The organism is Pseudomonas sp. BF-RE-21, assembly GCF_019947305.1.
GTDB lineage: Bacteria > Pseudomonadota > Gammaproteobacteria > Pseudomonadales > Pseudomonadaceae > Aquipseudomonas > Aquipseudomonas migulae.
Genome location: NZ_JAGYGF010000004.1, coordinates 93,452 through 106,536 on the forward strand (window position 1 = coordinate 93,452; position 13,085 = coordinate 106,536).

General features: G+C 52.8%; 10 protein-coding genes. 8 read left to right on the forward strand and 2 right to left on the reverse strand.

Going from position 1 to position 13,085, the window contains the following annotated elements; translation table 11 throughout:
• Positions 1 to 99: 99 nt before the first annotated feature.
• Both xdhC and guaD read left to right on the forward strand, forming a co-directional pair.
• Complete coding sequence (gene xdhC, locus KGB25_RS04820) at positions 100 to 945, forward strand: xanthine dehydrogenase accessory protein XdhC (RefSeq protein ID WP_008027370.1); 846 nt, start codon at positions 100 to 102, stop codon at positions 943 to 945.
• Positions 946 to 953: 8 nt separating this feature from the next.
• Positions 954 to 2,258 carry a guanine deaminase gene (gene guaD, locus KGB25_RS04825; protein WP_192226240.1) on the forward strand — a complete coding sequence of 435 codons (1,305 nt, stop codon included), beginning with the start codon at positions 954 to 956 and terminating at the stop codon, positions 2,256 to 2,258.
• Between the two features lie 154 nt (positions 2,259 to 2,412).
• Here the strand turns inward: guaD and KGB25_RS04830 are convergent, their stop codons facing one another.
• On the reverse strand, positions 2,413 to 3,177 hold the full coding sequence (locus KGB25_RS04830; protein WP_008027375.1) for a GntR family transcriptional regulator: 765 nt from the start codon (positions 3,175 to 3,177) through the stop codon (positions 2,413 to 2,415).
• Between the two features lie 271 nt (positions 3,178 to 3,448).
• Between KGB25_RS04830 and KGB25_RS04835 the strand changes: the two genes are divergently transcribed.
• On the forward strand, positions 3,449 to 4,642 hold the full coding sequence (locus KGB25_RS04835; protein ID WP_223434381.1) for a benzoate/H(+) symporter BenE family transporter: 1,194 nt from the start codon (positions 3,449 to 3,451) through the stop codon (positions 4,640 to 4,642).
• Between the two features lie 185 nt (positions 4,643 to 4,827).
• On the opposite strand, the gene KGB25_RS04840 is transcribed toward KGB25_RS04835, so the two are convergent.
• Positions 4,828 to 5,112 (reverse strand): 50S ribosome-binding protein YggL, encoded by a 285-nt coding sequence (locus KGB25_RS04840; RefSeq protein WP_223434529.1) that lies wholly within the window; start codon positions 5,110 to 5,112, stop codon positions 4,828 to 4,830.
• A 91-nt stretch (positions 5,113 to 5,203) separates the two neighbouring features.
• Between KGB25_RS04840 and KGB25_RS04845 the strand changes: the two genes are divergently transcribed.
• The 5 genes from KGB25_RS04845 (at position 5,204) to KGB25_RS04865 (ending at position 13,018) form a co-directional block, all read left to right on the forward strand.
• Positions 5,204 to 7,513 carry a hypothetical protein gene (locus tag KGB25_RS04845; RefSeq protein WP_223434382.1) on the forward strand — a complete coding sequence of 770 codons (2,310 nt, stop codon included), beginning with the start codon at positions 5,204 to 5,206 and terminating at the stop codon, positions 7,511 to 7,513.
• Positions 7,491 to 9,557 (forward strand): integrase, encoded by a 2,067-nt coding sequence (locus KGB25_RS04850; RefSeq protein WP_223434383.1) that lies wholly within the window; start codon positions 7,491 to 7,493, stop codon positions 9,555 to 9,557. Before KGB25_RS04845 ends, KGB25_RS04850 begins: the two co-directional genes overlap by 23 nt.
• Positions 9,558 to 9,565: 8 nt before the next feature.
• Entirely contained in the window at positions 9,566 to 10,180 is a 615-nt protein-coding gene (locus KGB25_RS04855) for a hypothetical protein (RefSeq protein ID WP_223434384.1), read from the forward strand.
• Positions 10,161 to 11,579 (forward strand): site-specific integrase, encoded by a 1,419-nt coding sequence (locus KGB25_RS04860; RefSeq protein WP_223434385.1) that lies wholly within the window; start codon positions 10,161 to 10,163, stop codon positions 11,577 to 11,579. The genes KGB25_RS04855 and KGB25_RS04860 overlap by 20 nt, the downstream gene beginning before the upstream one ends.
• A 1,271-nt stretch (positions 11,580 to 12,850) precedes the next feature.
• The gene (locus tag KGB25_RS04865) at positions 12,851 to 13,018 is read left to right on the forward strand and encodes a hypothetical protein (protein WP_223434386.1); all 168 of its coding nucleotides are present in this window, start codon (positions 12,851 to 12,853) and stop codon (positions 13,016 to 13,018) included.
• The last annotated feature ends 67 nt before the right edge of the window (positions 13,019 to 13,085 follow it).

Consider the following 13,085-nt stretch of genomic DNA (forward strand, 5'->3'; position numbering starts at 1 on the left):
AGATGTTGAATCGCGATTATGCGGACGACACAAAACCTGTAGGAGCGAGGCTTGCCCGCGAAGAGGCCGGAACAGACAACACAGATGTCGAGGTGAAACATGTACAACTGGATCGACGCCCTCGCCGACCTGCAAAACCGCGGTGAACCCTGCGTGTTGGTGACCATCATCGAAGAGCTCGGCTCGACGCCGCGCAATGCCGGTTCGAAAATGGTCATCAGCGCCAGCCAGACCTTCGACACCATCGGTGGCGGGCATCTGGAATACAAGGCCATGCAGATCGGCCGCGAAATGCTCGCCAGCGGCAAACAGGACACGCACCTGGAGCGCTTCAGCCTCGGCGCCAGCCTCGGCCAGTGCTGCGGCGGCGTGACCGTGCTGCTGTTCGAACCGATGGGCCAGGTCCAGGCGCAGATCGCCGTGTTCGGCGCCGGCCATGTCGGTCGCGCACTGGTGCCGCTGCTCGCCAGCCTGCCCTGCCGGGTGCGCTGGATCGATTCGCGGGAAGATGAATTCCCTGAACAGATCCCCCACGGCGTGCGCAAAATCGTCGCCGAAGAGCCGGTGGATGAAATCGATGACCTGCCCGCCGGCAGCTACTGCATCGTCATGACCCACAACCACCAGCTCGACCTCGAACTCACCGCCGCGATCCTCAAGCGCAACGACTTCGCCTACTTCGGCCTGATCGGTTCGAAAACCAAACGGGTGAAGTTCGAACATCGCCTGCGCGACCGTGGTTTTGACAGCAGCGTGCTGCAACGCATGCGCTGCCCGATGGGCATCGGCGAAGTCAAAGGCAAATTGCCTGTGGAAATCGCCATCTCCATCGCCGGCGAAATCATCGCCACCTATAACGCGAATTTCGGCCAGCACACCGCCAGCGCCGGATCGTCGATTGCCAAACTGCTGCCTGCTTCACGCCGCAGCCAAGCCTCTAATTGAGAACGCCCATGCCTCTGACTCGCAAAGCCTACCGCGCCGCCATCCTGCACAGCATCGCCGACCCCGCTGAAGTGGGTATCGAAGCCTCGTACGAGTATTTCGAAGACGGTTTGCTGGTGGTCGATAACGGCCAGATCAGCGCCCTCGGTCACGCCAGCGAATTGCTGCCAACCCTGCCCGCCGATATCGAGATCACTCATTATCAGGACGCGCTGATCACCCCCGGTTTCATCGACACCCACATCCATTTGCCGCAAACCGGCATGGTCGGCGCCTACGGCGAGCAGTTGCTGGACTGGCTCAACACTTACACCTTCCCGTGTGAAAGCCAGTTCGCCGACAAGGCTCACGCCGACGAAGTCGCGGACATTTTCATCAAGGAACTGCTGCGCAACGGCACCACTACTGCGCTGGTATTCGGCAGCGTGCACCCGCAATCGGTGAACTCGTTCTTCGAAGCGGCTGAACAGCTGGACCTGCGGATGATCGCCGGCAAGGTGATGATGGACCGCAACGCGCCGGACTACCTGACCGACACCGCCGAATCCAGCTATGTCGAAAGCAAGGCGTTGATCGAGCGCTGGCACGGCAAGGGTCGCTTGCACTACGCCGTCACGCCGCGTTTCGCCCCGACCAGCACCCCGGAACAACTGACCCTCGCCGGTCAGTTGCTGAGTGAATATCCGGACCTGTACATGCAGACCCACATCAGCGAAAACCTCAAGGAAATCGAGTGGGTCAAGGAACTGTTCCCGGAGCGCAAAGGCTACCTGGACGTCTACGATCACTACCAGTTGCTCGGCGAGCGCTCGGTCTTCGCCCACGGTGTGCACCTGTGCGATGACGAATGCGCGCGATTGGCAGAAACCGGCTCGGCCATCTCGTTCTGCCCGACTTCGAACTTCTTCCTCGGCAGCGGCCTGTTCAACCTGCCGATGGCCGAGAAGCACAAACTCAATGTCGGCATCGGCACCGATGTGGGCGGCGGCACCAGTTTCTCGCTGCTGCAAACGTTGAACGAGGCGTACAAGGTCATGCAGTTGCAAGGGGCGCGACTGAGCCCGTTCAAATCGTTGTACCTGGCGACGCTGGGCGGCGCACGAGCACTGCGGTTGGAAGACAAGATCGGCACACTGCAACCGGGCACCGACGCCGACTTCCTGGTGCTGGATTACAACGCCACGCCGTTGCTGAGCTACCGCCTGAAGCAGGCGAACAACATTGCCGAGACGTTGTTTGTGTTGATGACGCTGGGGGATGACCGGACGGTGTTGCAGACGTATGCGGCGGGGAATCAGGTGCATCAGCGCTAGGGTTTTTCGGGCATAAAAAAATCCCCCGCAATCGATGGTTGCGGGGGATTTTTATTGGCTTTGAGGTCGCCTTCGCGGGCAAGCCTCGCTCCTACAGGTACAGCGTAAACCCCGTAGGAGCGAGGCTTGCCCGCGAAGGCAGCGACGCGGTCTATCAGATTTTCGCCGGCGAACGCCCTGGCTTCTTGGTCTGCAACAAATGCGAGAACACCGCGTGCAAATCATCCGACGCGCTTTCTTCGTCGAGGTTGAGCTTGCTGTCGATGTGGTCCATGTGATGCATCATCAGGTTCACCGCCAGCTCACCGTTGCGCGCTTCGATCGCGTCGATCAGTTGGGTGTGTTCGTCGTAGGAACAGTGCGAACGGTTGCCGCTTTCGTATTGCGCGATGATCAACGAAGTCTGGGACACCAGGCTGCGCTGGAAGCTGATCAGCGGTGCATTCTTCGCTGCTTCGGCCAGTTTCAGGTGGAATTCGCCCGACAGACGAATGCCGGCACCGCGATCGCCACGGGAAAAGCTGTCGCGCTCGTCGTTGACCATCTGCCGCAACTCGGCGATTTGCTCGGCGGTGGCGTGCTGCACGGCCAGTTCAGTGATCGCACGCTCGACCAGACGGCGGGCGAGGAACACCTGGCGCGCTTCCTCGACACTCGGGCTGGCAACCACGGCGCCGCGATTCGGCCGCAACAGCACGACGCCTTCATGGGCCAGGCGCGACAGCGCGCGGCGAATGATGGTGCGACTGACCCCGAAAATTTCCCCCAGCGCTTCTTCGCTCAACTTGGTGCCGGGCGCCAGGCGCTGTTCGAGGATGGCCTCGAAGATATGCGCGTAGACAATATCGTCCTGGGTACCGCTGCGGCCGGCTTTGCCTGCTCGCGGTTGTTTCTTGAGGGGTTGCAACTGTTCGTTCATGGGCACTCGAGTCGGGAGAACTGCGGCGAATTGACCGTGACTGTAATACGGCACAGTGGGTCGCTGGCAAGTATCGCGTAAAAAACACCGCGATTGTACACAATGGATGGTGGCAACACGACTGTACGGCTGTTTGTCGCCTTTGCTGTATTGCAACGATTGCTTACGTTTGAGTTTAGGCTTATCCGCAGAATCCGCAGCCCAATGCGCTCCTACAAGGGGTTTGAGTTGGTTTTGGGTATTTTCGTACGTATTAAGGAACACCGTTGTCATGAACGACGCCACGCACACGCAGCTCCGCCCATTGGCGGACACGTCCCCTTCCGCCATCGTCGCCGGGTTCATCGCGATGATGACCGGCTACACCAGCTCCCTGGTGTTGATGTTCCAGGCCGGGCAAGCGGCAGGCCTGAGCAGCGGGCAGATTTCGTCGTGGATCTGGGCGATTTCCATTGGCATGGCGGTGTGTTCGATTGGCCTGTCCCTGCGTTATCGCACGCCGATCACCATCGCGTGGTCGACACCCGGCGCGGCGTTACTGATCACCAGCCTGGGCGGCGTGAGCTACGGCGAAGCCATTGGTGCCTACATGACCTGCGCCGTGCTGGTCACCATCTGTGGCTTGACCGGCAGCTTCGAACGCCTGGTGAAGAAGATTCCAGCCTCATTGGCCGCCGCGTTGCTGGCCGGGATTCTGTTCAAGATCGGCAGCGAAATCTTCGTCGCGGCCCAACATCGCACCGCGCTGGTACTGGGGATGTTTTTCACCTACCTAGTGGTCAAGCGCCTGTCGCCGCGCTACGCGGTACTCGCTGCGCTGCTGATCGGTACAGCGCTGTCAGGGTTCATGGGGCTGCTGGATTTCAGCGCGTTTCACCTGGAAGTGGCGACGCCGGTCTGGACCACGCCGCACTTCTCCCTGGCCGCGACCATCAGCATCGGCATTCCATTGTTCGTGGTGGCGATGACCTCGCAGAACATGCCAGGCATTGCGGTGCTGCGCGCCGACGGCTACACCGTGCCGGCCTCGCCGCTGATTACTACGACGGGCATCGCCTCGCTGCTGCTGGCGCCGTTCGGTTCCCACGGGATCAACCTGGCCGCCATCAGCGCAGCGATCTGCACCGGGCCGCATGCCCACGAAGACAGCAACAAGCGTTACACGGCCGCCGTGTGGTGCGGGGTTTTCTACGGGATTGCCGGGGTGTTCGGCGCGACGCTGGCGGCGCTGTTTGCCGCGCTGCCCAAAGAACTGGTGCTGTCGATTGCGGCGCTGGCGTTGTTCGGCTCGATCATCAATGGCTTGAGCATTGCCATGGCCGAAGTGAAGGAACGCGAAGCGGCGCTGATCACCTTTATGGTCACGGCGTCGGGGTTGACGCTGTTTTCCGTGGGTTCGGCGTTCTGGGGGATTGTCGCGGGGGTGTTGACGCTGGTGATTCTGAATTGGCGTAAGGCTGCTTGATACACACCGTCCCCTGTAGGAGCGAGCCTGCTCGCGATGGACGTTAACGATTACGCGGGGAATCTGATACCCCGCAGTGCTCTGAAGTCCATCGCGAGCAGGCTCGCTCCCACAGGGGAGCGGGCGGTGGTTTCTGACAGGCATAAAAAAACGGCGACCCTTGGGTCGCCGCTTCTTTTATGACATCAAGCTACCGGATTGATCGGCTTTTCCGGGTACCAGACGTCGATCAGCGGGCTGACGGTGACTTCAGTCAGTTCGCTGCGGCCTTTGAGCCAGGCTTCAACAGCTGCACGCTGCTCTTCGGACACCGAGCCACGTTTCTGCAGGCAAACCAGACCGAAGTCGTCGCCGCCAACATAGCCCAGACCGTTGGCTTCCATGGCTTCTTTCAGGAACGCGTCGAGGAAAGCATCAATGGCTTCATCAGCCAAATCTTCTTTGAAATCCAGGTTCAGCTCGAAACCCAGCTCTTTCGTTTTACTATTTAGCGACTATTGTCATTATCATTGAATTAGCCATATGCCAAGCGTTTCGACGAACTGAAAAGCGTGAGGAAAAATGACAATTATCAAAATAACCCACTCTATCCGCTACCACCCCCTCACAGTGATTGATGTAGAGGTGGGCGCCCTAATCATCCAAGGCGCCGCTGAGTATCAGTTCGCCCAAAGCCTCTCGAGCTACTTAATCCACGTTCCTTTGCAACTTCTTGAAGCCTATTGCGACATCACTGGTCAGCGGATCAACATGGCCACGCTTACGACCCCTGTCATCGAGGAAATTTTACGAGGCTTTACCGCTGCAATGGCCGGTCAAGAGTTTGTGGAGCTGTCAGACAAATATCCCGTTATGTGCTGCCGACACCTCTTTCAGGCATTCGCTGTCGCCCTTACTCACCTCCCTGGGTCCCATACCATTGCATGGGACTTCGCCATGTTCACCCCCGATGCAACCGAATGTGCAAGGATGGCGGCAGCTAGCGACTTTCAGCGTTGGTACTGGAAGGGGTGGTCGATTCTGCGTCCAAACCATCCCGGAACCTACCTTCGATTGGCACAGCTCGTGCCACCTTACGGACGGGGCTTTGTTGAAAATATCTTCGATTCACTTGAGAGGTATTACCGCAATAGAGCCGGGGCGTTTCGAACCGAGTGGAACCATATGTTTGACTACCTGGGAGCAAACAACAGCACTTGGCCGAAGAGCACATTTTCTACAGAGGTCGGCGTGAAACAATTCATGCTTGCTTTCACCATCTCTCATTTCACCTATTCAAAGGAGTCGGAGAGCGACGCTCAATCACAGATCAAGAACTGGAACAGATTTCTGAACGCGGTTGAGGAGTGCCTGTGCAACGGTGAAATCTGGGCAAAATTGACGTCCCCAATCAAGAGGCCACCTCCTTCGACGAAACACGGGTCGGAAACCAAGATATATGAGCGCGACGATGGCATTCTTGTTCAGGAAAAACTGCTGACTACCGTTCCCTTGCACGTCACTGACTCACAGGCAATTGATCTACTTTTTTTTCACATAAAGAATGACCTATCCACGGTTCGAAAATGGGCCACCTATCAAGCCGAAGATCTGAAAAAGCGTCACGACCATCGCGTTGCGCTGGCTGCTCAAGGCACTCCGATAATTGAATATCAAGGCCGAAATTTCTGTAAGCGATACAGCTTGGCCGACGTCTGCGCGACGCTAGAGTCGGCTGACTCCAAAGTGCCTGTGGGCTTTCTCTGTAAAGTCTATAGGCATCTTACTGGTGAACCTTGCAAAGCCCCCAAACTTGCGAAAATCTATGGATTCCCTGTCGCTGGCAGCCTATTCCCGCTTCAGTGCTTGCTAGTACTAGAACACCCTGCCATTACCACTGGGTTTCTTAAAAGGTTTGAACTTTACAATCAGAACGACCATATGTCTGGCTTCGATATAGAGAAACGTTTGCTTATTGGTTTCAAAGACCGGAAACAGTCTGATACCAGAGAGCAGATTATTGAGCTAAACGATATATCGTTTAAAATCGTTCAAGACATCATTGACATCACTAGTCTTGGCAGGAGCAAACTACGCGCCCAAGACTGTGACAATTACCGGTATCTTTTCTTGACATCTCATAAAGCAGTCGCTCCTTTCAAGCTGGCAAGAGTCACTATTTGGAATGAGGATGTGTTTACAAATCATTCAGGCCTGCGTGGCGAACTGATCGCTCAGTTCTCCCCCCATAGCGACCTATCGGAAGGTGAGCTGGTTGAATTCATCAAACGTATCCGCCTGACGCGTATTCGCGACTCTAGAGCCGTGGAAATTTTCATCCAGACCAAAAGCTCAGAAGCAATGTCCAGAGCTCTTGGCCATGAACATTACTATCCTGATTTGCTGAGTCACTATCTCCCAGATTCAATCATGGCTTTCATAAAAGCACGCTGGATCCGCATCTTCCAAAAGGCGATGGTCTGTGAAGCAATGAAAGACAGCCCGCATCTGCTGAGAGTAACCCGATTCACAAATATGGAAGAATTGGACATCTTCTTGGAGAATCATCGCATCAAAGAGATCCCGGCCGAAGCAGCTGATCCTGAGCGTTCAGAGAGCCGCGAATCAGTGAATGGCAGTGAGGCCGTGTTGTCTATCGGAGTACCCTTTCTTGCTTCTTTGCTCTCGCTTGAAGCAGCTGTGAAGGCTTCACCTAATCGCGATCGTGTATGCGGAAAAGCCGAGTACTGGTCGTCGTTTGCAGACAAAATTATATCCGAAATCAACAATGGCTATAACCGGCTACTGAAAAAACACCTGGATGCTGCGGTGAAGCTGGTGGACGCTAAAAAAATGGAACCATTGATCTATGTTTCTACGCACTGGATATGAGTTTCTTGACGATTTCGGACCATTCAATGAATCGGCACATACGTCAGCTCCTTGGCTACTCAGCGACTTCCAAGAAAACGTCTGGAAAACTCAGACCAATCAAAAAAATGCAAACGAGCTAGATTGGGGCGTACGTCTTTGGAATGGAAGCCTCTTGACCGACGGTGAAAATGAGATTTTACTTCGGTCATTGAAACATCTGCTAATCATTGGTACGAACGGCGTTAACGAAGAATTCACCACTTTAGCTCCTGTTTCCCAAAACATGCGTCTAGCATCGACTTTGCGGCTCATTGACTACCTTTTGATAAATTCTGCCAGTCTTCAGCTCCTTCAATTTGGCCTAGCGGCCATGGATGTAGATGATCTGAAAGGAATACTCAACAATCTCGCCTCATCTTCGTTGTCGGAAGATTCCATTTATGCATGGCACAAGCGTGTATCGGCATATTGCAGTGGCCAGTTGAGCTGTATTACAGAAATAGAAGTACAGCGGATTTTTTCCGAGCATCCATCTATAGAGTTAATCAGTGACGATCAATATGAGGATCTAAAACTTGATATCGCGGCTGCAGATATTGCAAAAATCCGCGCCGCACTCATGAAGGCTGGCATGTATTACGGGAGTCGCAATCAAGGATTCAAAGTCAACACAAAGAGACTTTCTGAACATCTCTATCCAGATACCTTACGCGGGCGACAAACACCAAAATCCATATTGGAGGCGCTGAGCTTCTATCCATCCGAGGCTCCCTATAAACGGGAATTTCCGGGAGTCAAAGTCACCACCGGCGATTCGGAGACACTCCAGGATACTTTGTACTATTACTACCGATACACACTCGTAAACAGCGGCACACTTGCGACACTAGGTCTTCCCTCCCCCGCAGATACTGACACCATAAAAGAGTATACTCCGGAGGTCACCGAATCCTCTCGATTCAGGAGCGTTCCTTCAAATAATCTTTTGAAGTTATTCAGAAGCAGTCTGGCTTTCCATGTTGAGCATGGTAGGAAAATTCTAAATGGCTTCATCAAGGTAGCAGTACATTGCCATGACCATGACATCAAAATGTGCCGGTTGCCCGATGCGATTTTTTTGAAAATTATTGGCCCAGAGCTTGCCAGATTCGGCGTCAAAAAATTAGGGCTTTCGAGTCTGAGTAAAAACAAAATTAAAACTCCTCGTAAAGGCACTCGGAAAGAATACTACCAACGCTTGAGGGCCAACCATGGGTTACTTGAGCTCGTACACGTTTACTTGGGCTGTGTCCAACTGGTCGTTGGAATACTGATGGCCCGACGCGTAGACGAATTGGTTACTTTGAAAACTGAAAAGTGTTTGGACAAAACCAAATCATGGCTAGTGTTCAGCCGCGCCAAATCAACTCGGAGAGCCTTAGGGCTTAGACAGCGTGAGTCACGACCAATCGATGCAATTGCCGTCGAAATGATCGAAGAGCTGCGTCGATTCCAGAAGCTACTCAAGCGTCTGGGTGTTATCGATGGTATAACCGACCTTTTCGCGACACCTTCGCCCCATGGACACAATGGACTGCTCGACTGCTCACTCCATTCATACAACCGCCACCTGAACTTTGTCTGCGACTATTTCGAGAGCGATGTTACTGCCGCCGGAGAGCGCTACTACGTGCGCCAGCACCAACTCCGGCGTTTCTTCGCAATCATGTTTTTTTATACAAACAGCTTCGGAGAGTTGGATACCCTGCGCTGGATGCTCGGCCAAAGTGACGTGGAACACGTCTGGCGTTACCTCTCAGAGTGCCTGGAGCCTAAGGACATCCGCATGGCAGGCGCCCGTTACCTCACGGACCTTGCCATACACAAGCGTCTTGAGAACTATCAGAACTTCCAGGAATTGCTGTTTGGCGAGTTCGGTACCACCAGTTTTTCAATGGTGGACGAAAACCGGATCGAGGACTACCTCATGGGAATGCTGGAAGAAGGGAAAATCCGGATTGAGCCGAAATTTTTTAACGACGAGAACGGCAAGTCCATGAAAGTTCTATTCATTGTCAGCTGAGAATAAAGATGAGCACTTTGTCCAAGCGGGAACTGATTGATCAATCCATTGAAAACATCTTTAGATTACTTATAGAGGTGGGAAGCTCTCCGGGCAACTACGTCGATGCGGAGGAAATCCTGAACGCCTTGAAGAACCAGGGAAGCCTTTGCTCACTAAATATCGAGTTCACTATAGGTTATGAACAGCTCACAATACGCCCTATAAGCCTCAACACCTTGAAGCAAAGGCTTGCTGAGAATGGACTCGATAGAGACTTTCATCACTTAGACAAGCTCCGGATGCATGCCCTAAGTGCCATTAAGAGCTTTGCCGAAGAAATCGCCGCCCCAAAAAAGAGAACCCGATCAGCGCTTGAGGATCAAGTTGGGGAGCTTAGGTGTTCCATTGCAACCCTACACGCAGTGAACATGGTACTGGTACAGGCACTAGAAATTTGTCGCAGAGACCTTATCACAATTTCTGACACCCCCAGTACAGGACTGAGGCAAAAGAGAATCAAAGATGCAATCAATCGGATCATCAAAATATTAGGGTTAAACCCTGCCCCGTTCGATGACGTAACCGTTCTGTCTATGAAAAAACATTTAGAGCTGGTATCGAATGAAAAAGCGAATCGTTGACTATCCAAAATCACCTCAGCTTTTTACACCTATCCCAAGCTTAAAACTCTATGATTATTTGAGCCAAGGTAAGCTCCAGACGCTTGATGGCAATAACATGCCATTTATAACATGGCCTGATGGATCTCCCTGCCTTCAGGCGAATGCCTACATGATAAAAGTGCGTATGCAATCCGGACGCGGCGGGAATGGTCCATCAAGAGTGGGTAGCAAATGTGGCACCTTTGGAGACTATGCAGGCAAGGTAAGCCATCTAATCAGATTCTGCTACTATAACAAACTAAACTTTATATCACTTTCGGACGACGATTTTTGCGAGTTCATTGATGGGCTACGAGTTGAAACCAAACCAAACAACCCTCAGCAGCTAAAAAGAAATGAACGTACTATTATCAACATAGGCAAACGATGTTTGAACTTCTTGGCACATGTTGGGGAAATGAATCAAATCCATAATTTTGTTGGCGTCGGCGGAACAATCTCAATCGTAATGGTCGATTCTATCACCTACCGGAATGGCAAGGCATTCAAACATTCAAGCGTTCACCACAGGTCCTTCAGGACGGCTAGCGCAAAAAAAACTCGTAGGCCTATTGCCGACGCAACCATCGCAAAGTTACGCGAGGCGATTGATGAGATGTCGAGGTCAGAGTTTTTATGTAATCGTCGGCACCTGATGATTTCCTTGTTTGAGGAATTGGGTGCTCGACGGGGAGAGATCCAGCCTATCACTGTTGCCCAAATATTAGCTGTCAGCACATTGAAGAAACCAAAAATCCTCGTCACTACACTAAAGCGAGGAGGAATTGGATTGACGCGTGAACTAAGGCTAAGCCCTCCCTTAATTGATGACCTTTTACGTCACATCCGGGGTGATAGGCGTGACATCATGAAGCGATTCAAAGGCTTTCCTGACCATGGTTTTCTATTTGTCACCGAGCGAGGCGGACGAGCGCTCAAGACCGATACCTTCACGACAGAGTTTTCATTGATCCGACGTGCGGCAGGAATCGAAGAGCAAGCCTGTGCGCATCTGTTCAGACATGCTTACTGCACCAATGTCGTCGCCGATCTCATCGCTGAGACGAAAGCTCTCAGTCCGGACTCATTCAGACAAACACTGATGACCAACAAGATGTTGGCAGAGCATGCTATGTCCAGGACCGGACACGCAACTCTGGAAAGCCTGCTCGACTACGTAGATGCAGCCTTCCGAATCAAATCCAAATTTGAACAGGTCATCCATAACGTCGATGTTGTCAACTGCTATGAACGATACGAGCGACGGAGAAAGCGCCTGCTTCAAGACCTCAAAACTGGGAAACTCAGCAAGGAACAATACATAGAGCGCGAAGAGGTTCTGATGGCGGCTATGGATCGTGAACTTTTGAGGGCGTAACGTCTTACTCAAATACCCCATAACTCGTCCCCTATTTCGGCTCTGCAAAACCTAACTTGGTCCACCTCCTTTTGCGGCTGCTACGCAACGACGTCTCGATCGTAAGAGTCCGGGCATCCCGATTTGCGCAACTAAGATGATTGTCAACGATGGAGCTACAACTCCTCGATTTAATTCGCCCGCCGCGTCGGCAGGCAGGCGAGCGAGCGAGCGAGCGAGCGAGAACAACCTTAAAATAGGCATACGCCACATGCCCATTGAGCTCGGCTAACTGGATAAAATTCATCAACGCCGCCGCACGCTTTCTACTGCGAAATGACCCGGCAAGTACCAGTTCTACTATTACCCTAGATCGAGCTAAATAGAGACTACTGACAGAATCGGGTCAGACTAAGCCGACCGAGCTGAATGGATGAAGGCGATTAGGGCCGTGTAGTTAAATCGCCTATGGCCTCAAATCTAATGACCGCTTACGCTTGACCTTCCCTAAGTCTGCGTGACCAAAAAATGAGCACTTCGAGGTTCGCTAAATGACCATAACTGACAACCTATCGATCTAAGTGAGCAGCATCTCTTCGCAAGCACCGACAGGTACCCATGAGTTTTCACTACGATTGGAATTCCTTTCATTAAGAATGGAACCAGCCAACGATAGCCAGCCGTGTCGCGAAAACCTTAAACGCCAACATGGGTGCCGCTTGTGAAAAGTTTTATGTTGCGAAGTCGGACCATTGCTAGAAGAATTTCCGCGGTGTGGCGCTGAACAGCCGCACTCCGAAGCACACCTCCAGCTTGGCAAAACTCTTTCCCCGCAGTTAGTATCGCTCAAGCATCAAGCGCTATTGGCGAAGCAAAGCATTCGATCCACCCTATGGTTTCCATAGTTGTCACTGTAAACTTTTGGTTTACAGTCACCATCTAGGAGCTTTTGTAGTTAGGCAATCTGAGGTATCGGATTACATTGCGTCCTTCAGCCCAATGGTGCTTCGCTCTAACGTGAGGTCAGGAGCAAAATACCTTCCTCCTGAGACTCGGTGTCACAACTTCGGCGGTAGCAAAGGACTAAGTTTTGATAGAGTGCTCATCATACCTTCTGAGAACCAACTGAACTTCGTGTATGGCCTAGAGAATCCTTTTGGGGGCAAGGATTCAGAGGTCACCCAAAACAAGTTTTATGTGGCCATCACCCGGGCACGGTACAGCTTTGGTTTCGTAGTAGCAGACAAAAAGGCGGACGGATTGCCCTACCCCATTTGGCAAAAACCGATGGCGTGAGTTCTGGAAAACAGTGGATCCTGCGTAAGCGTCCAGTCAACACACCTTCCGAAACCGCCGAAGCGCCTATTCAGCCCACCTCAACACCGTTGAACGTTCTGGTGGTCGACGATCACCCGGCCAATCGCTTGCTGATGTGTCAGCAACTGGACTCTCTGGCGTAGAGATTCATTAGATTTTGAACCAGGGTCATTAAAAGCTGAATCGGCCCGCAGGAGCCCTACCTTCAAC